General features: G+C 52.6%; 20 protein-coding genes and 1 other RNA gene. 11 read left to right on the forward strand and 10 right to left on the reverse strand.

Translation table 11 applies throughout. The annotated features are described in order from the left end of the window. The first annotated feature begins 14 nt into the window (after positions 1-14). Complete coding sequence (gene pfkA, locus MKY74_RS12160) at positions 15-983, forward strand: 6-phosphofructokinase (RefSeq protein ID WP_076170243.1); 969 nt, start codon at positions 15-17, stop codon at positions 981-983. Between the two features lie 135 nt (positions 984-1,118). Here the strand turns inward: pfkA and MKY74_RS12165 are convergent, their stop codons facing one another. The 4 genes from MKY74_RS12165 to MKY74_RS12180 form a co-directional block, all read right to left on the reverse strand. Beyond that, the gene (locus tag MKY74_RS12165) at positions 1,119-2,477 is read right to left on the reverse strand and encodes an MATE family efflux transporter (protein ID WP_076170242.1); all 1,359 of its coding nucleotides are present in this window, start codon (positions 2,475-2,477) and stop codon (positions 1,119-1,121) included. A gap of 176 nt (positions 2,478-2,653) precedes the next feature. Continuing rightward, the gene (locus MKY74_RS12170; RefSeq protein WP_076170241.1) at positions 2,654-3,826 is read right to left on the reverse strand and encodes a putative glycoside hydrolase; all 1,173 of its coding nucleotides are present in this window, start codon (positions 3,824-3,826) and stop codon (positions 2,654-2,656) included. Positions 3,827-4,173: 347 nt separating this feature from the next. Next, positions 4,174-4,368 carry a hypothetical protein gene (locus tag MKY74_RS12175; RefSeq protein WP_076170738.1) on the reverse strand — a complete coding sequence of 65 codons (195 nt, stop codon included), beginning with the start codon at positions 4,366-4,368 and terminating at the stop codon, positions 4,174-4,176. A 187-nt stretch (positions 4,369-4,555) separates the two neighbouring features. Further along, positions 4,556-5,380, reverse strand: coding sequence for a YitT family protein (locus MKY74_RS12180; protein ID WP_445671803.1), 825 nt, complete (start codon positions 5,378-5,380; stop codon positions 4,556-4,558). Between the two features lie 323 nt (positions 5,381-5,703). Here MKY74_RS12180 and MKY74_RS12185 point away from each other — a divergent pair, with 323 nt between their 5' ends. Further along, complete coding sequence (locus MKY74_RS12185; protein WP_089546056.1) at positions 5,704-7,269, forward strand: DEAD/DEAH box helicase; 1,566 nt, start codon at positions 5,704-5,706, stop codon at positions 7,267-7,269. Between the two features lie 59 nt (positions 7,270-7,328). Here the strand turns inward: MKY74_RS12185 and MKY74_RS12190 are convergent, their stop codons facing one another. Then, the gene (locus MKY74_RS12190; protein WP_208629305.1) at positions 7,329-7,448 is read right to left on the reverse strand and encodes a YjcZ family sporulation protein; all 120 of its coding nucleotides are present in this window, start codon (positions 7,446-7,448) and stop codon (positions 7,329-7,331) included. A gap of 176 nt (positions 7,449-7,624) precedes the next feature. Between MKY74_RS12190 and MKY74_RS12195 the strand changes: the two genes are divergently transcribed. From MKY74_RS12195 to MKY74_RS12205, 3 genes are all read left to right on the forward strand, one after another. Continuing rightward, complete coding sequence (locus MKY74_RS12195) at positions 7,625-8,458, forward strand: YesL family protein (protein ID WP_076170238.1); 834 nt, start codon at positions 7,625-7,627, stop codon at positions 8,456-8,458. A gap of 75 nt (positions 8,459-8,533) precedes the next feature. Next, positions 8,534-8,725, forward strand: a non-coding RNA gene (gene ssrS, locus MKY74_RS12200) — 6S RNA. A gap of 187 nt (positions 8,726-8,912) precedes the next feature. Further along, on the forward strand, positions 8,913-9,305 hold the full coding sequence (locus tag MKY74_RS12205; protein WP_076170237.1) for a DUF1499 domain-containing protein: 393 nt from the start codon (positions 8,913-8,915) through the stop codon (positions 9,303-9,305). A gap of 71 nt (positions 9,306-9,376) precedes the next feature. Here the strand turns inward: MKY74_RS12205 and tpx are convergent, their stop codons facing one another. Next, positions 9,377-9,895 (reverse strand): thiol peroxidase, encoded by a 519-nt coding sequence (gene tpx / locus MKY74_RS12210; protein WP_076170236.1) that lies wholly within the window; start codon positions 9,893-9,895, stop codon positions 9,377-9,379. A gap of 121 nt (positions 9,896-10,016) precedes the next feature. Between tpx and MKY74_RS12215 the strand changes: the two genes are divergently transcribed. Together MKY74_RS12215 and MKY74_RS12220 are read left to right on the forward strand one after the other, a co-directional pair. Continuing rightward, positions 10,017-10,634, forward strand: coding sequence for a rhomboid family intramembrane serine protease (locus tag MKY74_RS12215; protein WP_076170235.1), 618 nt, complete (start codon positions 10,017-10,019; stop codon positions 10,632-10,634). 48 nt (positions 10,635-10,682) lie between these two features. Then, positions 10,683-11,600, forward strand: coding sequence for a LysR family transcriptional regulator (locus MKY74_RS12220; RefSeq protein ID WP_076170234.1), 918 nt, complete (start codon positions 10,683-10,685; stop codon positions 11,598-11,600). Positions 11,601-11,653: 53 nt separating this feature from the next. Here the strand turns inward: MKY74_RS12220 and MKY74_RS12225 are convergent, their stop codons facing one another. Both MKY74_RS12225 and MKY74_RS12230 read right to left on the reverse strand, forming a co-directional pair. Further along, entirely contained in the window at positions 11,654-12,340 is a 687-nt protein-coding gene (locus MKY74_RS12225) for a zinc metallopeptidase (protein WP_076170233.1), read from the reverse strand. A gap of 31 nt (positions 12,341-12,371) precedes the next feature. Continuing rightward, positions 12,372-12,806 carry a MerR family transcriptional regulator gene (locus tag MKY74_RS12230; RefSeq protein WP_076170232.1) on the reverse strand — a complete coding sequence of 145 codons (435 nt, stop codon included), beginning with the start codon at positions 12,804-12,806 and terminating at the stop codon, positions 12,372-12,374. A 264-nt stretch (positions 12,807-13,070) separates the two neighbouring features. Here MKY74_RS12230 and MKY74_RS12235 point away from each other — a divergent pair, with 264 nt between their 5' ends. From MKY74_RS12235 to MKY74_RS12245, 3 genes are read left to right on the forward strand one after another with little or no spacing between them, the layout of a single operon-like run. Beyond that, positions 13,071-14,516 (forward strand): ammonium transporter, encoded by a 1,446-nt coding sequence (locus MKY74_RS12235; RefSeq protein ID WP_076170231.1) that lies wholly within the window; start codon positions 13,071-13,073, stop codon positions 14,514-14,516. 50 nt (positions 14,517-14,566) lie between these two features. Beyond that, a complete protein-coding gene (locus MKY74_RS12240; protein ID WP_076170230.1) occupies positions 14,567-15,646 on the forward strand; it encodes a DUF294 nucleotidyltransferase-like domain-containing protein in 1,080 nt (359 codons plus the stop codon). Beyond that, positions 15,643-16,383: an exonuclease domain-containing protein gene (locus tag MKY74_RS12245; protein WP_076170229.1), complete on the forward strand. Its 741-nt coding sequence runs from the start codon at positions 15,643-15,645 to the stop codon at positions 16,381-16,383. The genes MKY74_RS12240 and MKY74_RS12245 overlap by 4 nt, the downstream gene beginning before the upstream one ends. Here MKY74_RS12245 and MKY74_RS12250 read toward each other — a convergent pair. Next, complete coding sequence (locus MKY74_RS12250) at positions 16,369-16,824, reverse strand: Mov34/MPN/PAD-1 family protein (protein WP_076170228.1); 456 nt, start codon at positions 16,822-16,824, stop codon at positions 16,369-16,371. The two genes, MKY74_RS12245 and MKY74_RS12250, sit on opposite strands and share 15 nt — an antisense overlap. Positions 16,825-17,063: 239 nt before the next feature. On the opposite strand from MKY74_RS12250, the gene MKY74_RS12255 reads away from it, so the two are divergent. Beyond that, positions 17,064-17,615: a TlpA family protein disulfide reductase gene (locus MKY74_RS12255; protein ID WP_076170227.1), complete on the forward strand. Its 552-nt coding sequence runs from the start codon at positions 17,064-17,066 to the stop codon at positions 17,613-17,615. A 129-nt stretch (positions 17,616-17,744) separates the two neighbouring features. Here MKY74_RS12255 and cimA read toward each other — a convergent pair whose 3' ends face one another. Then, positions 17,745-19,364 carry a citramalate synthase gene (cimA, locus tag MKY74_RS12260; protein WP_076170226.1) on the reverse strand — a complete coding sequence of 540 codons (1,620 nt, stop codon included), beginning with the start codon at positions 19,362-19,364 and terminating at the stop codon, positions 17,745-17,747. Positions 19,365-19,403 lie beyond the last annotated feature (39 nt).

The following is a 19,403-nucleotide window of genomic DNA, read 5'->3' on the forward strand; positions in this document are numbered from 1 at the left end:
GAGGAGGAAATAACATGGCAGTCAAAAAAATCGCAATACTAACCAGTGGCGGAGATTCGCAAGGGATGAACGCAGCCGTACGCGCCGTCGTACGCAGCGGCTTGTATCACGGACTTGAGGTTTACGGCATTCAGCGCGGGTATCACGGCCTGCTGAACGACGACATCTTTTCGATGGATCTGCGCAGCGTGGGCGATATTATCCAGCGCGGCGGCACCATTCTCCAATCGGCACGCTGTAAGGAATTTATGACGCCGGAAGGCCAGCAGAAGGGTGCGGAAATCCTCCGCAAGCACGGAATCGACGGCCTTGTCGTCATCGGCGGCGATGGCTCATACCAGGGTGCCAATAAGCTCAGCAAGCTCGGCATCAATACGATGGCGCTGCCCGGAACGATCGATAACGATATCGCGTTTACGGACTACACCATTGGATTCGATACCGCCGTCAGCATCGTCGTTGATGCGGTAAACAAGCTGCGCGACACCATGTCCTCGCACGAGCGGTCCTCGATTGTGGAAGTCATGGGAAGACACTGCGGCGATATCGCTTTGCATGCGGGCCTCGCTTCGGGTGCGGAGACGATCCTCGTGCCGGAAATGCCGCATGACATGGATGAAATTACGGAGCGGATGAAGCAGAACTTTGCTCATGGCAAACGGCACAGTATCGTGCTCGTGGCGGAAGGTGTGGGAAGCGGGGAAGAGGTTGCCAAAGCCCTGACCGACCGCTGCCCTACTCTGGAACCGCGGGTAACGGTTCTTGGACATATCCAGCGGGGCGGAACGCCGACTCCGGCGGACCGGAATCTGGCGAGCCGTCTGGGCGATTTTGCGGTGCGTATGCTGATCGCGGGTGAATCCGACAAGGCGTGTGGGATCATTAAAGGCGAGCTCGTGCTCACGGACATTGATAAGGTCGTCAACACGAAGAAGGAATTTAACCGGGAGCTGTATGAGCTCGCTTCACGGCTTTCGCAATAAACATAACGGTAACACAGACAAGGCGCTGCGGGTTTTAACCCTGCAGCGCCTTTTTGTAGTGAGCCGAAAGTGGGAGAGCGGTATGCCGGTTTCGCTTCCGCAGTTTCAGTAACCGCTCGGGGGAACCCGGGCGGGCTACGCTCGGCTTGGGGCAGCGAACCGCCGCTGAATCTTAACGAGCCGTCCGAGCAGAAGGGCCGCGCCGACCGCGAGTCCCGTAATCAGGCCGACCCAATAGCCATAGGCCTGAAGAGGGGTGAACTCGGCCAGAAGGTAGCCCACGGGCAGGCCGATGACCCAATACGAAATAAACGTAATGATGAATGCCGGATTGACGTCTTTATACCCGCGCAGTACGCCCTGAACGGGGGTGGCTACGGCATCGGAGATTTGGAAGAAAATCGCATAGATCAGAAAATGCTGAATGAGTTCAATCACATGGCTCTCCTCTGAATAAAATCCGGCGACATAACGTCCGGCTACGAGCAGGACGACGGCGGTAATCAGCGAAAGGCCCACCGCAGTGGAAATGCCGAGCCTGCTGTATTGTCTGGCGTCCCGCAGCCGGCCCGCCCCATTTTCGTAGCCGACCAGAATAGTGAGCGCCATGCTGATGCTGAGCGGAATCATATAGAGTGTGGACGCAAAATTCATCGCCGCCTGATGGGCTGCGATCGTCACCGTGTCGAAACGGCTCATCAGCAGGGTGACGCCGGAGAATACCCCGGTTTCAAAAAAGATCGAGAAGCCGATCGGCACCCCGATCTTCAGCAGCTCCTTCCACACGGAAAGCGATACACCGTACAGCTTCCGGAAAATGCCGTAATCGGTGAACGGATGGAGCCGGTGGATGAACAGGATCGCGATCAGGAACACGCACCAATAAGTGATGGCGGATGAGATTCCCGCGCCTGCGCCTCCCAAGCGGGGGAAGCCCCAGTTGCCGAAGATCAGCAGGTAATTGCAGCCGACGTTAATCGGCAGCGAGATCAGCGTGATCAGCATGGAAATCCGGGTCTGTCCCAGGGCATCGATATAGCTTCGCAGCACGGTATAACCGAACATCGGGACGATGCCGATGGACAGGTAGCTCAAAAAGCGGAAAGCGATGTCCCGGACATTCCCTTCCAGGTTCATCCCGTCCAAAATAACGGGAAGCAGCAGCGAGCCGATTCCAAGGATCACAAGGGCCAGCAATATGGCGAGATACAGGCCCTGCACGACGTGATACGCTACCTTATTGCGGCTGCCGCCGCCGACCAGATGCGACACGATCGGGGTCATGCCCATCAGGATCCCGCTCAGACCGGTTTGGAGCGGTATCCACAGACTTGTGCCGATCGCTACACCGGCGAGATCGGTCGAGCTGGCCCGGCCGGACATGTTGGTATCGAAAAACGTGATCGCGGAAAGCGCGATTTGCGTGACCAGAATCGGCAGCAGGATGACGAGAAACTGCATCGTTTTTTGCTTGAGCGACATGGTTGTTTTCATAATAAAATGAGCCTCACAGATATCTTGAATTCTGACATAAAGGTGACAAGACTATTATTGTAAACCATGGCACACCGGTTTGAACAGGGCTCTGTTCAAATAAATAAAACCCGGCGAAAGCCGCCGGGATAAAGAAGTGCGTTTATAATCATGCCGTTTGATCTAGACGGTACCTCTTATTTGTAGGCCACGCCTTGGGAATACCGGTTCGAAGCGTTCCACAGCAAGTATTCGTCCACGCCGGCGTCTTTCAAGGCGCGAATCTGATCCTGTACCTGCTGCTTGCCGTACTTCTCATAATGGCCGCTGCCGAGCCAGCTTGCGGTAAAATCCTGAATCCACGGGCGGATGATCGGCTTGCGGTCTTTGAGCGGATCCAGCTTTTTGTGCGTATCGGCCATAGAGCCCTTGATCGTCTTGTAAGGCTCCTTGTCCGGATCCTGGGCGCCGAACCAGCCTGTCGTGTAATGGCTCGGATACACCATCGGACTGATGACATCCACGTTTTCGGAGATTTTGCCGAAATCCTGACCGATCCCTTCGGCCGCCGGAACGGACGCCGCATAACCGAAGATGTCCACCGACACGCGAATGCCGAGAGGGGCCAGCTGCTTGCGGGCATACTGGACGAACTCTGCGACCGTATCCACACGGGATTTATCGTTCTTAACGTATTTCAGTGTATCAGCCCGCTTCTCGAATCCTTCCGGGAACCGTACATAATCGAACTGAATTTCTTTAAAGCCAAGCTTGGCCGCTTCCTTGGCAATCGCGATGTTATAATCCCATACTTCCTTGCTGTACGGGTTGACGAAGCTGTCTCCTTTGCCGTTCTCCCAGAGGGTTCCGTCCGGATTTTTAAACGATAGATCCGGCCGCTTCTTGGCAAGGACCGTATCTTTGAATACGACCACCCGGGCAATAGGGTACACCTTATGCTTGTTCAGGCGCTGCATCAGCTGGTTGATGTCGGGAATGAACGGCTGCGGTTTGCCCATCTGCTTCAACGTGGCATTGTCCGTCTTATAGGTTATGTATCCTGCATCGTCTTTGATGTCGACCACCATGGCGTTCAAATCGGTTTTGTCGATGAGATCCAGCAGCTGATTCATGCGTGAACCGCCGGCGCTGTATGCGGTAACGTAAATCCCTTTGACTTTGGGGGCGGTGACCTGCGGATCTACCTTGACGGGCGGGTGGTCTGCGCTGACCGGAACGTCTTGTTGGGATGCGATCATTGCGGAATGAACGGTTGCCTGAAACAATTGGCTTAACGGATGAGTGCTGTCCTGCTGCGGATGACCGGCACTGCTGCCGAGCAACAGCAGCAGCGCCCAAATAATATTCATAATACTCTCTCCCCTTGAGTGGCTTTACATGTCAATTATATCGGAACGACCTCCTGTTTGGTGCAACAGCTTTGTAATCATTTGGCGAAGGCTGCGCGGCTGGAATCTGGGGCGCCTTTCCTTTTCTTAAACGGATCAGCTTGGAATCAAACGGTCTCCCTCTTCCGTAGGGTTGCCACCGTGATGCTTAAATACTTGCGGGAAAAGCGACTTCCAACATTTTGACAAAATTGCAGTTCCCGTGCCCGGTGGCCGCTTCAGGCCAAATAAAAATGCCACCCGCGCTGCCGCCGAAAGCGGCCATTCGCGAATGGCATGTTATTCAAGCACTTGCTACTTGCTATAAATCAGTGAAGCAGCGCGGAGCTCTGATGTTCACAGATGCTGTACTGGATGATCTCCATGGCATCTTCTTGTTCCAGAATGCTAAGTCCGTCCCGCAGCACAATGAGGGAATTCAGTTCATTTTGCTTCAAGAATGGCATCATATCCGGGAACCATTTCATGACGATTTGGGACAACTTTACCGTTTCCATTTCCATTTCCACAAAAATCACCCTTTCCTCCTTCGAATCTTCACAGTCAGATGATCCAACGCAAGGCGAATCGGAAAAGCGTTTTGGTGCTTTGGGAAATTCGGGTCTATCCTAATCTCATGGAACTATTGTAGGAAGCGCGCACTATTAATATACCACATTCGGTGTTTTTTTTACACAGCGCATACAAAAATCAGCTTCTGCGGAAGGAACCCATCACCCCGACGGTCTCGACAATGTTGACGAACGCCTTCGGGTCGGTCTGCTTGATGATGCGCTTCAGCTCGGCCAATTCGTACCGTGTGGTAACGGTCATCAGCATATCCTTTTCCACATTGGAAAAGGCGCCCTGCGTCTTGATCTTGGTTACGCCGCGCGGACGTTCCAGCAGCTGTTGAAGAAGGGCATCCGTCTCGTTCGTGATGATGTACACAGTGACCTTGAAATGGCTGACGTGGATCATGTCCACGACCTTGCCGGTGACGAAAATGGAAACGATGGAGGCGAGCGCCAGGTTCCAATTGTTCTGTAAGTAACCGGCTGCGAGAATCACGACCCCATTCATGGACACCAGTATGTTTCCGATCGGGAAGTCGCGGTAACGCGTAACGATGGACCCGATAATATCGAACCCGCCGGAGGAGCCGCCAGCCCGGAAAGAGATGCCTGCCCCGATCCCGACGAGGACGCCGCCGAATACCGCAGCCAGCAGCGTATCGGACACGAGGGACGTTTCGGGGACTACCGCGATCAGCCACGTTGTGGCGACGACCGAAAGAATACTCAGGATTATGAAACGTTTGCCGAGCTGGAACCAGCCGGCGACAAGCATCGGTATGTTAAACACGAAATAAAGAACGCTGAGACTGATCGGTGTAAAATAATTCACGAGCATGGACAGGCCCGAAACGCCCCCGCTCAGCAAATGAAGCGGTACGAGGAATAAATTGAACCCGCAGGCAATAAAAGCCGCACCAAGGACTACAACCACATACTTCCAAATATTTTTGAGCTCCAAGCTCATCACCTCATTATGTAATTTTCTGCAAGACGAGTGAAAGTTGTTTCAGCTTGACTGGTGTTTGTAATTTGGTTTGTGATATAATGTATTAGATGTTCTTGAGTACGGTTGTACAATAGTATTATTTTGCATTGTTTCAGGAGAATAATTACCGTTTACTAAATTCTGTAGGCTGTTTTGTTTGCCCGGATAAACGCTATAGAGAATCGAAGCCATGAAAAATTTGATCGAAGTTTGGCTACCCTATATAATGTTTACCGCTACTTAAGAATACAGACAAGATTGTGGTATGTCCACTTTATAGAAGGAGTATGAAAAATTTGAAAAATTTCGCAGAATTAGGCCTCGAACCAAAGGTATTGCAGGCCATTACGGAGCTTGGATTTGAGGAAGCGACACCGATTCAGGCACAATCCATTCCGATCGCAATGAGCGGACGGGACATGATTGGCCAAGCACAGACGGGTACAGGCAAAACCGCTGCCTTTGGTATTCCGCTGATTAATAAAATCTCCAAAGATACGGATAAAATCGTCGCCCTCATTATGACACCTACCCGTGAGCTTGCGATTCAGGTCGCAGAGGAAATCGGAAAATTGACCCGTTTCAAAGGAATTGGCTCGCTGCCGATTTACGGCGGTCAAGACATCGGACGCCAGATCCGGGCGCTAAAGAAGAAGCCTCAAATTATTATCGGTACGCCAGGCCGTTTGCTTGACCACATTAACCGCAAAACGATCCGCCTGGACGACGTCGAAACCGTCATTTTGGACGAAGCCGACGAAATGCTGGATATGGGCTTCATGGAGGACATCCAAACGATCCTGAAGCTGGTGCCGGAAGAACGCCAAACGATGCTGTTCTCCGCGACGATGCCGCCGAACATTCAGAAGCTGGCTCAGCAATTTTTGAAAAATCCGGAGCATGTTTCCGTTATTCCGAAACAAGTCAGCGCACCTCTGATCGACCAGGCTTATATTGAAGTGCCGGAACGCCAGAAGTTTGAAGCGCTCAGCCGCTTGATCGATATGGAATCTCCGGAGCTTGCCATCGTTTTCGGACGCACGAAGCGCCGTGTCGACGAGTTGGCCGAAGCCCTGCAGAAGCGCGGATATTCCGCGGACGGCCTGCACGGCGACCTGTCCCAGAACCAGCGCGACACCGTGATGCGCAAATTCCGTGACGGAAGCATCGACGTGCTGGTAGCTACGGACGTTGCGGCCCGCGGCCTTGACGTATCCGGCGTTACCCACGTTGTGAACTTTGACCTTCCTCAGGATCCGGAAAGCTACGTGCACCGGATCGGACGTACCGGCCGTGCCGGGAAAGAAGGAACCGCGTGGACCTTCGTTACTCCGCGCGAAATGGATCATCTGCACCTGATCGAACGCGTAACCCGCCACCGTATTCCGCGCAAGCCGCTCCCTACGCTGGCCGAAGCCATCGAAGGCAAACAGCGCGTGACAGCAGAAAGATTGCTTGAAACCGTGGAGAAGGGCGAATTGAACGAATACAAAGGACTAGCCATCCAACTGCTGGAGCAGTACGACTCCGTGCAGCTGCTGTCTGCGGCATTGAAGATGCTGACAGGCGAGAAGAAGGATTCGGATATCCAGCTGACGCCGGAAGACCCGATCCGCGTCAAGCGCCGTCACAGCGGCAAGCCAGACTTGCGCAGCGGACGCAAACCGTCCGGCGGCTATCGCGGCGGCAGCAGCGGCAGCCGCAGCGGCGGAGGGTACAACCGTGACCGCGGCGATGGACGCGGCGGCTACAGCAAGAGCTACAGCGGACGCGGGGATTCGTACCGCGGCGACCGTAAACCGCGGACCAGCAGCAGCGAGGGACGCCGTACTACGAAACGCGAAGATTCTTACGAGAAGTAAGAACATAACAAAGAGGCGAAGTGCCGCGTGCACTTCGCCTCTTTTTTCATATCATCAAATTACCAGATGAATGCGCGAGTGATGATAACGAGCAGGATGAACAGCACCAGAATGGCGCCTGTGGAACCCCAAAGGCCATGACCGTAACCATAACCAACTCCGCCTACAGCGTGAGACATTGAACATAACCTCCTTCAAAAAGTTGAACTCTTTTGGATTACGGTGTATCTTATGACGGTTTTCGCCCGCATGTATAGACCAACACCCAGATGCCGGAAATTAGGCTCTGGCAATGTATGTCCCTAATGCGGTATTATTAAGGTACAGGCATGTTAGTGGAGGAGGAGACTTTTACTTGGAATTCAAAGGTGCAATGGGTGGAATTTACAAAATTACAGAGTGGATTACCCGGATAGCTTACAGCAATATCTTGTGGATGCTGTGTTCGATCCCGTTCTTCTTTTTTCTCGTAACGAAGCTGTTGGTAACGGGGGCTAACGAGTCGCTGCAGATGAACTGGGCTATGGGAATCGTGGCACCGTTTACATTGTTCCCTGCAACGGCGGCGCTGTTTGCAGTGGTACGTAAATGGGTGATGGGCGATACCGATATTAAAATTTTCAGCACCTATTTCAGAGCGTACAAGGAAAACTACAAACAAAGCATGGTCGGCGGCATTTTCTACGTGCTGCTGCTGGTTATTATGATGGTGGATTATACGGTCTATATGACCCAGTTCCGCAATATGCAGCTGATCGGGATTGTGATGCTGATCCTGCTGATCGTTCTGTTTCTGTCGATGTTCAACTTTTTCTCGATGATCGTTCATTACCATATGTCCATCGGACAGATTTTGAAGAACGCGATTCTGATTACGATCATCCGCCCTTTCCGGGTGCTTGCTACCGTGCTCGGGAGTGCGGTCGTCCTGTTTATCGGGTCTAAGTATCCTGCGCTGATCTTCTTCTTTGGCGGTAGCGTCATCGCATTGTGGGCGTTTTTCAACTTCTACGGCACCTACATGAAGATGCAGGAGCAAGCGGAGCGGCTCAAACAGAAGGAAGAAGAGGCGCAGCAGGAAGCCGCTGACGCAGATGATTCCGTAAGTTTGCAGGGCGATCCGGACAAGAGAGATGAATGGTACGAAGAAAGCGTTTCAAATGGCGATGAGCCGGGTAAAAGAAACTAAGCCAGCAAGCGATAATTTTCTTCTAAATTTTTACCATTTCGTTTACATGCTGACGATTTCGGTCTATAATAAGACTACATCCTGCGATGTTCGCCACGGTTAATCGTTGTTTTGAACCAATGATAATGTCTGAGGGAGATCTATATGAAGCGCAGCTGAAACGCCCTGTCTATATGACATGGGGACTTCAAAACCGCTTATGCGATCACCCACCTGCTAGAGCAGGTTCAGAAGACAATTTAACCGGACGGCATAGGCGGGTTTTTATTTTGTCGATGAACCCATTGCGACCATGATGGTGCAGAATAGAGAACATCCCAGCCGGTTCTATTTCCGGATTGGGGTGTTTTTTTGTTGAATCTCCGGCATCAATCCGTACTTACTCTTTTGTTCTGACCGTAACAATGATAAACTGTTAAGTATTGATGATGTTTACTATAAAGGAGGAAAGGTCTTGTCGCTAAAGAGAGTTCTAGTGGGGGTCATTCGCAGTCAAGAAGGAACAAGCGACCGCGCGAAGGATCCTAAAATGAAAACGCGCTATTACAATTTATCGAAAGACAAGGCATGGGAGGAAATCTCCTCGACACTTAAAAAAATTCCTGGCTACAAAGTGCTGCACGAGGTGTCTTCCGTCGGGGAAATCACGCTGGAGAAGAGAACCTCGCTTGGCCGTACCGTGGATATTACCATTTCGGTGCTATCGGTTGGTCCAGTCCGCACCGCTGTTGATATGTATTCCGCCTCCCGGGGCTCGCTGGGGGATCTGGGGTATAATTACCGGATTATTTTAAACTTGTTCGGCATATTGGATAAGAAACTGGCTAAATACAAAATAACACAATGAGTAAGGAAAAAGCGGGAGAAAGATCAGCTCTTTCTCCCGCTTTTTATGGGAACATGGCGGCTTAAGCCGAATTACAGCAGTTCTTTAACGGCTGCTACGGCATTTTCGTAGTTCGGATGCTCGGCCATTTCCTTCAGGTACTCGACATATGTAATCTTGTCGTTTTTGTCCACGACGAAAATGGAGCGCATGTCCAGACGGAATTCCTTAATATGAACACCGTACGCGTCGCCGAACGACATCTCCTTGTGGTCGGAAAGGGTCACGACACGGTCGATTCCGGCAGCGGCACACCAGCGTTCCTGGGCGAATGGAAGGTCGGCGCTGATGGTCAGCACGATCACGTCGTCGCCAAGGCCGGCGGCTTCTTCGTTGAAACGGCGCGTTTGGGCGTCACATACTCCCGTATCAAGAGAAGGAACGACACTAATTAATTTGATTTTACCGGCATAATCCTTAAGAGTAGCCTCTTCAAGCAAATTTTTGCTGACCTTGAAATCCGGAGCGGCGTCGCCCACATGAAGTTCCGGGCCAATGAGGGTAATCGGATTGCCTTTGAATGTAGCTGCATTGGTACGTTCTTGTGCCATATGAAATCTCCTTCCTGGTTATCAAAAATTGGTGATTCGTGACAAAGTCCATTATAATCTTTTTAAAAAGGCATTGTCCAATTTCGTCGGCGGTTTACTCGGTTATAGAAGGAAGGATAACATGTTATTTGTACGTTATGAGAATCTGAAAAGTTATTTGAAGTACTACCCGATCACGACGCTGCTCTTTGTCATCAACCTGGTGATGTTTCTCATTATGGCCTTTAACGGGGGCTCCACCAACAATGAAACGCTGATCCGGTTTGGAGCACTGACGAACATCGATCAATATAATGAGTGGTGGAGATATGTCAGCTCCATGTTTTTGCATGCGGGTTTTTCCCATTTGCTGTTTAACAGCTTCGCGCTGCTCGTGTTTGCCCCGCCACTGGAGAGGCTGCTTGGTTCTTGGCGATACGGGCTGCTGTACTTGTTAAGCGGTATTCTGGGCAATTTGATGACAGTGGCTCATTACAACCGTACCGGAGAGATTCTGATCTCCATAGGCGCTTCAGGAGCGATTTACGGCATTTACGGCGCCTATCTGTATATCGCTTTGCTTCAGCGGCAGTGGATGGACGACGCCTCCCGGAAAACCGTGTACGGCATATTGATCGTGGGGGTCGTCGTAACCTGGGTTTCACAATCCAACATCAACTGGGTGGCCCATATGGGCGGATTGATCGGCGGTTTCTTTATTTATGGACTGATGGCGAGGGTGCTGAGAAGGCGCCGCTAGCCAAGCTCGGATGAACAGGTATCGTATAAGCAGAATGGAGCGAAAGTAGTGGAATTAAGACAGTTGCAATACTTTTTGAAGGTAGCACAGAAGGAGCATGTCACGCAGGCTGCAGAGGAGCTGCATGTCGCCCAGTCAGCGGTGAGCCGGCAGATTCATCAGCTGGAGGAGGAACTCGGAGTCCACTTATTCATGCAGAAAGGAAGAAACCTGCAGTTAACCCCCGTAGGGCAGCTGTTCTGCAAACGGGTGGAGGGTATCCTGAAGGATTTGGATAAGGCGGTCATGGAGGTTCATGAATTTCTGGATCCGGAGCAGGGAGAAATTCGTATCGGATTTCCGCACAGCCTGGGGATTCATTTGATCCCTTCCGTGGTGGCCGAATTTAAACGCCGGTATCCGAACGTGAAATTCCGTTTCAAGCAGGGGATGTTCCCGTCCTTGATCCGTGATGTGATCTCGGCGGAAGTCGATTTGGCCTTCATTTCACCTTTCCCGGAAAAGCATGAACATGTGGAAGGCGAAGTGATCCTGACCGAAGAGCTGTATGCGATTCTGCCGCCGAACCATCCGTTGGCCGAGAAGGAGAGCATCAAGCTCGTCGAGCTGAAGGATGAGAAGTTCGTTCTCTTCAGCAAAGGCTATTCTTTGCGGCCGATTGTCTGGCATGCTTGCCTCGAGGCGGGCTTTACGCCGAAGATTGCCTTCGAAGGTGAGGAGACCGACACGATCCGCGGACTGGTGGCCGCTGGCATGGGTGTCAGCATCCTGCCGGAGCTGGCCTTGTTCCAGACCAATCCGCTGCAGCCGGCACGCGTTAAAATTTCGGAGCCGAAAGTCACCCGCACGATCGGGCTGATTCATCGTTCGGACGATAAGCTTCCTCTGGTGGCCCAGTCTTTCCGCACCTTTCTGCTTAAATATTTCGGCTTACACCAGAACAATAAAAATACCCCGGTCGGTTAAACGACACGGGGTATTTTTATATTTGAAGCCGGATACTTACATACTTGTTTGTATTAGTCACGGTTGTTGCTGTTCGTAAAGATCAAAATGTACCGGAGCAGTTCGAGCAGGGAAACCAGCGCCGCTGCAACATAGGTCAGGGCTGCGGAGTTCAGCACCTTGGCCACGCCCCGTTCTTCTTCGTTCGTGATGTATCCTTCCGAAACCATAATCTCGCGGGCCCGGTTACTTGCGTTAAATTCGACCGGCAGCGTGATCAGCTGGAAAGCAACCGCAACGGAGAAGAAGATAATGCCGAGTCCGATCAGTCCAAGCCATTGGAAAAGGAAACCGGCAATCAGAAGGATCGGAGCAAGTCCAGATGCAAAGTTAACGATCGGGAAAATCCGGTGGCGCAGTACCAGCATCGGATAGTGCTCCTTATGCTGAATGGCGTGGCCGATCTCGTGACAAGCAACGGAAATCGCCGAGATGGAGCTCTCGTAATATACCGGTTCCGACAGGCGGACGACGCGGTTAATCGGGTCGTAGTGGTCGGAGAGGGCTCCGCGTACCGGTTCGATCGGCACGTCATGCAGCCCGTGGGTATCCAGCATGTGCCGGGCCGCGTCATATCCGGTCATGCCGCTGTTCGCCTGAACCGTGGACCACTTCTTGAAGGTACCCTGAACTCGAAACTGTGCCCAGAGCGAAAACAGAAATGCAATAATGATAAGTATATACATTCCGTCGAAATACATTTCCATACCTCCTGCTTTATTTTGCGGGAAACTAGAGGGTTGGGCCGTGCTGTTCAAGGAAGAGGCGAATGGCCTCGATGCACGCCGCACCTTGCGGGAGGAGATTCAGCAGCACCAGCCGCGCATGGCTTGGCTTCATTTGCTTAATCAGCGGTTCGAGTTCCTTCACTTCGCGCTGCAGCTGCTGCATATGAAGCTCGAGGTGAGACAGCTTGTCGGACACCTGCTTCTCTTCCGGAACCGAATCCCACTTCTCAAGCATCTCTTTAATCTCATCCAAACTATATTTCTCTTGTTTCAATTCATTAATACGTTTAAGCCGGACCAAGGTTTCATGGCTGTACAAACGGTAATTCTTAAGCGTGCGCTTCTCTGGAAAAATCAATCCCAGCTTGGTGTAATAATCAATTGTACGCTCGCTGACACCACCAGCCTTAGCTAATTCACCGATCCGATACAGTATCATATCCCCATCCTATATCACCTCGCAGGAAATTAAACGAATGCTCGTTTCCATATTATATTACTTAAATTATGATACATGAATCCGAACCGTACAGTCAAACGTCATGCTTTTCCTGTAAAGCTGACATTGTAAGTTAATATTACATCAGAAACATTTTTTCAGTATTTTCAAAAAATATCTTGTCAATTTCAGGACTATCGGCTTATAATGTCATTAAGAATTTCACTTTGTGTTAGAAATATTGACATTGGGGGAATGGGGTACATGAAAAGAAAATGGTTAGGAATCATGTTATTAATGCTTACATTGTTGACGTTTCCCGTAACGGTTTTTGCAGCCGATGACGGGGCGACCAACGTTCAACTACAGGCTGGGTTGAACACCTTCTTCGTATTTATGGCTGCTATGCTCGTGTTTTTTATGCAGGCGGGTTTCGCGCTTTTGGAAGCCGGTACGGTGCGGATGAAGAACGCGGGTCATATCGCAGGGAAGACCGTACTGACACTCGGAATTGCCATCGTCGTTTTCTGGGCAGTCGGTTTTGGCCTTGGGTTCGGCAATGGGAACAGTTTATTCGGAACGACGGGATTTTTCCTGACCGGCGATTCCATGGCGGCGTCCTTTGATTCCTTATCCGCATCGGATGCGTCGCTGACGGTTAAGTTTTTGTTCCAACTGTCCTTTGCGGCCGTATCGCTGGCCATTGCCTGCGGCGGTATGGCGGAACGCGCTAAATTAAGCGTATATATCGTATTTGGAACCATTTTTATGATCGTGATTTATCCGGTTGTTGCCCACTGGGTATGGGGCGGAGGCTGGTTGGGCCAATTGGGTATGCAGGACTACGCCGGATCGACCGTCGTGCATCTGACAGGTGCGACCGCAGCCCTGGTCATCACTTACATGCTGAAGCCGCGCCTTGGCAAATACAACAAGGACGGCAAGCCTAACAGCATTCCGGGTCACAATCAGGTATTATCGGTACTTGGCGTGTTTATTCTGTGGATCGGCTGGTTCGGTTTTAACCCTGGCAGTGCGCTGACACCGCTGATGGACGGATTTTTCGGATATGTGGCCTTGACCACCAACCTGGCTGTAGCTGCCGGTGCTGTTGCCGCCCTGCTGATTTCCTGGGCAATATTCGGCAAAGCCGATATCCCTAGCATGCTGAACGGCGTTTTGGCCGCTCTCGTTGCTATCACCGGTTCTTGTGCATTCGTGGATGCGTGGGCAGCAATCGTGATCGGTGCGGTTGCCGGTATCATTACCTTCTTCACGGCTCAATGGTTTGAGAGAGCGGGCCTTGACGATCCGATTTACGCTTTTTCCGTACACGGTATTGCCGGGATTTGGGGTGCCGTTTCCACAGGGTTGTTTGCAACGCCGAAGCTTGTTGAGATTACTGGCGTCGGAAAACCCGGACTGTTCTATGGCGGTGGATTCTCGCAGCTGGGCGTTCAAGTGCTGGGTGTCCTCGGGGCGTTCGTATTCGTTCTCGTGATCTCCTTCATCGTCATCGCTATTATGAAAGCAACGATGGGAATTCGCGTTACCGAAGAAGAAGAAATGATGGGTCTGGACATCAGCGAACACGGCACTTACGGCTATCCGGAGCAAATGAGACTGCTCGTTGATTCCGAGATCAGACCATCGGCGTCTTCCGCATCGGCTCCCAAGCCATCTGCGGGAACCAACGAGTCCTTTACCTAAGTCTTAAGAAATATGAATGAATATAATTCACCATGGAGGGGGTGAACCGTATGGAACCGCTGAAGTCGGAATCATGTGATCTGGACCTCGGTACGATCGCTTATGCGAACTCGCGTGAAGAGCTTCGGAGTCGGCGGCTGGACTGCCAGGAACAGCTTCAGGAAATGTTCGCTGACATGCCGATCGGGGCCTGGTCTGCACTCGTCAATGAAATGCATGATTTGATCGCGGCCAGAGCCGTCGACATCTGCGAGCGGGAACTGGAGGAGGCCGGTTACGGCCTGCCTCCCGTCTCCTACGCCTTCGTCGTATTCGGCAGTGCGGGCCGTAGGGAGTCGACGCTGTGGAGCGATCAGGATAACGGCCTTATTATCAGCGACGAGCCGGATGCATATAAGGAAGCTTACTTTCAAATCTTCGGTCAACGGCTGTCGGACCTGTTTGAATATTTGGGCTATGAAAAATGCAAGGGGAAAGTCATGTGTTCCGAGCCGCTGTGGCGCAAAACGCTGGAGGGTTGGAAAACGCAGCTCTCCCGCTGGCGCAATGACTTCAGCTGGGAACCGGTTCGCTACCTGATTATCGCTACAGATATGCGCTATATTTCTGGTGATCGCACACTTTCTGAGTCGTGGAAGGTTTTTTTCGGAAAATGTCTCGATGAGACGCCGGAACTGGCGATCGCGATTCTGCGGAATACGGTCAGACATAAAGCAACGCTAAATCTGCTCGGCCAGGTCGTTACCGAACGGTTTGGAGAACATGCCGGAGATTTTGACGTGAAATACGGGGTGTACATCCCGATCGTCAACAGCGTCCGATATATGGCGCTCCAACAGGGAGTCAAGGAATCGTCCACGCTGAAACGGCTGGAGAGGCTGATGGTGCTGGACGGGGGCAACATGCTGCTGGAGAACGTGCAGCGCGCCTTTCTTACCGCCTTGATGCTGAGGTCGACCGCCCCCCACCGCGAAGAAAGGGGCATCTTCATGAGCAGCGGATACATTCCGCAGAAGGAGCTCAAGAAAAGGCCGCTGATGTATGAGCTTCGCGAAAGCCTGACCGTCGTCAGGCGGACACACCGGGCGCTGCAGCGTCAGCTCCGTTTCGCGGAGAGGAGAAGACCATGAAGACGCCGGAGCGGGGGAACAGCGGGTTCTGGAGCCTGCTTCGGCAGGGAGGCATGCCATCTGCGATTGCTTCAGTGATGGGAGGATCCTCCGCACAGCAGATGGCGTTTATCCGCTCGCTGATGAGAGAACAACGGCGGCCGGAGGTTCTGCATACTCCGCTCAGCGAGCTGGAAACCGTCGTGTTTGATCTGGAGACGACGGGATTTAACGTTCAGCAGGGCGATGAAATTTTGTCGATCGGGGCGCTCCGGGTCAAAGGCGGCGAAATCAAAGAGGATGAGTCGTTCTACAGCCTCGTTCAATGCAAACGCCCGGTGCCGTCCCACATTACCGGATTGACGGGGATTACGCAGGCGATGATCAACGAAGCGCCGCCGCTGATGGACGGTCTGCACGGTTTTATGAATTTTGTCGGGGGAAGGGTGCTGGTCGCCCATGCGAGCGCCCATGACAAATCCTTTTTGAATGCGGCACTGTGGAAAACCTCGAAGGTGAACCTCAGCCACCGGGTGATCGACACGATGATGATTGCCCGCTGGCTGGAGCCGCAGCGCGCGAGCTTTGCACTGGACGACCTGCTGATGGCGAAAAATATTCCGATCGAGGGAAGGCATCACGCTTTGGAGGATGCCAAGATGACCGCAAAGCTGTGGGTTATGTACCTGCGGGACATATCGCGCAGGAGACAGGTGGAGACGCTGGGCGACCTGTACGCCTATCTAAGCCATGCGTAACCGGGCCGGGCGGAGATGAAAATCGCCCGCTGCTGATCGTTCAATGAAGTAAGCTTGAGTCAGGATGGAAGATCCCGATTGGTCGGGGGAGCTGATCAAGTAGATACGGAGCAAATCTCCGAAAAGCGGGAGCTGACGCAAATCCTCCTCGGACGGAGCGGGAACGGTGTGTGGATGCGTGTGAAAGATTCCGAGCAGTCCCAAAGGGTTCAGACACTGCTGGACCCACGCCTGGGGATCCAGGACGAAGCGGTGCAGCGGGTCAGGCGCTACGTTGCGGATCGGGATCAACGTCTCGATTCGCATGCCGCCCGCTGCAGCATTACCCCGCAGTACACCGCAGGCTTCATAAGGCCGATGAAGAAATAGCTGCTCCGCCAATCCGTGGGCGCAAGCAGCATCCAGCCATATTTCTTCGTCGTGTACGTGAAGCTCTGTCAACCGTATTCTCCCCTCTCACTTTGGCCTCTGCATTTGGCAGGGGCTCTTTTTTTTGTGCGTTCATATCATGTCAAGTGTAGCGGGATGACCGTACAATCGCAAGGGACGTGCTCGGCAGACCGTATTGTGAGCCAGCCAAATAGGTCGTTGGGAAAAATTTTGCAGTTCATTTGTAAGTTCCCGTGAAAAGAGGGTAAAATATAAGGGATACCACTTTATGAAAAAAAGGGACGACATCAATGAAACGTAATTTGTATATTCTGCTGGCCTTTTTGGTGCTGGCGGGTGTTGTAGTTTACCAAAGTGCAGGGGACAAAATCCAGGCTGCCTTTCAGCAGGAGAAGCCGATGCCGACCGAAACGAAGCCGCAAGCGGGATATCTGGCACCGGCCTTCACGGCCACGGGACTCGACGGGAAGGAATACCGTGTCGGCGGGGCGCAGGACAAGGCTATTCTGGTGAATTTTTGGGCTTCCTGGTGCGATCCGTGCCAGCAGGAAGCGCCCGAGCTGCATGCCTTGGCGGAGAAATACAAGGATGACCTGAATATTTACGGCATCAATGTCACCAAATACGACAACAAGAAAAACGCCAAAAGCTTCGTCGAGAAATACGACGTGAACTTTCCGGTCATGCTGGACCTGAAAGGAACGATTTACGACCAGTACAAAGGAGCCGTGTTCCCGACGAACGTGCTGATCGACAAGAACGGCGTCGTGCAGGATGTGATCCTGGGCATTCTGCCGTCCAAGGATCTGGAGAAGAAGATCAAGCATCTGATCGAGTCTTAGTTTAGGTTGAATGGAAGACCCGCCGCGAGAACGGAGGTCTTCTTTTTTTTGCGAATTTGTTGTAGAACATAAAAAAACGTCCAGGATAGCTCCCGGACGGTCTGCTTCAGTTAAGCTGATATGAATGGTTTAGTGATTGACCAGCCCTTGCGACGGTGAAGCCGCTTCAGGTTCCGATGTCTGAAGGATCTGTCCGAGCAGGGCGTAGCGCATACTGTCGACCAGCGCCTCCCAGCTCGCCTCGATGACGTTCTCGGACACGCCGACGGTGTTCCAGGACTGGTTGATGTTGCGGGATTCGATCAGTACGCGAACCTTGGCCGCGGTCGCATCCTTCTCATCGAGCACGCGGACCTTATAGTCGGACAGGTGCATTTCCTTGATTGCCGGGAAGTACTGCACAAGCGCCTTCCGCAGCGCATTGTCAAGCGCATTGACCGGACCGTTGCCCTCGGCCGCAGTATAGACGTTGTTGCCGGCGACGTTCAGCTTGACGAACGCCTCGGAAACGACGGCTCTGCCGGCGGTTTTCTCTACCAGCATTTTGAAGGATTCAAAGGTGAACAGTTCCTTCATTTCGCCGCCGGCTTCGCGCAGGAGCAGCTCCAGGGACGCGTCTGCCGCTTCGAACTGATAGCCCTGGTGCTCGAGATCCTTGATCTTCTCGATCACTTTGCGCGAATGCTCGCTCGTGGAATCGAAGTCCAGGCCCATATCCTGCGCCTTGGACACGATATTGCTCTGGCCGGCCAGCTCCGACACCAGCACTCGCTGCTTGTTGCCGACGAGCTCGGGCACGATATGCTCGTACGTGCGCGAGTCGCGAAGAATGGCGGAGACGTGGATTCCGCCTTTGTGGGCGAATGCCGCGTTACCGACATACGGCTGGTTCACCGGCATGTTGACGTTGGCGATTTCGCTGACGAAGCGGGCGGTGTTGGTCAGCTGCTTCAGGCGATCTTCCCCGATGCACTCGTAACCGAGCTTGAGCTCCAGGTTCGGAATGATAGAGCAGAGATTCGCGTTGCCGCAGCGTTCGCCGTAGCCGTTGATCGTTCCCTGAACCTGGCGGGCGCCGGCTTCCACCGCGCTGAGCGTGTTGGCCACGGCGAGCTCGCAGTCATTATGCGTATGGATGCCGAATTGAGCCTGAGGGATAAGCGATGTCAGGCTGGTGACGATCCCGTGGATTTCGTGCGGGAGGGTTCCGCCGTTCGTGTCGCACATCACCAGCCAATCGGCGCCGGCTTCCTTGGCTTTCTTCAGCACGGACACGGCATAGTCCGCATTGTTCTTATAGCCGTCGAAGAAGTGCTCGGCGTCAAAAATGACTTCAAGCCCCTGCTGCTTCAAAAAGGCGATCGAGTCGTAAATCATGGCCAGGTTCTCATCCAGCGTGGTCTGCAGCGCTGTATGGACATGGAAGTCCCAGGATTTGCCGACGAGCGTGGCGGCCTGTACACCGGATTCTAGAATGCGCTTTAAGTTTCCGTCCTGCTCAGCTTTGCTGTCTTTACGGCGCGTGCTGCCGAAAGCGGTGATTTTGGCGCTCAGGCCCAGCTGCTGAACCCTTTTAAAAAACTCGATGTCCTTGCTGTTGCTTCCCGGAATGCCACCTTCAATATATTGTACGCCAAGCTCATCGAGCTTCTTGGCAATCTTCAGTTTATCGTCGGCGGACAAGCTGACACCTTCGCCTTGGGTGCCGTCCCGCAGGGTCGTATCGAAGATGGAAATGGACTTAGACATGGGAGTCCTCCTTTGGAAGTCTTGGAATGATCACTACGT

Source organism: Paenibacillus sp. FSL R5-0378 (assembly GCF_038009285.1).
In the GTDB taxonomy this organism is placed as follows: Bacteria; Bacillota; Bacilli; order Paenibacillales; family Paenibacillaceae; genus Paenibacillus_AQ; species Paenibacillus_AQ favisporus.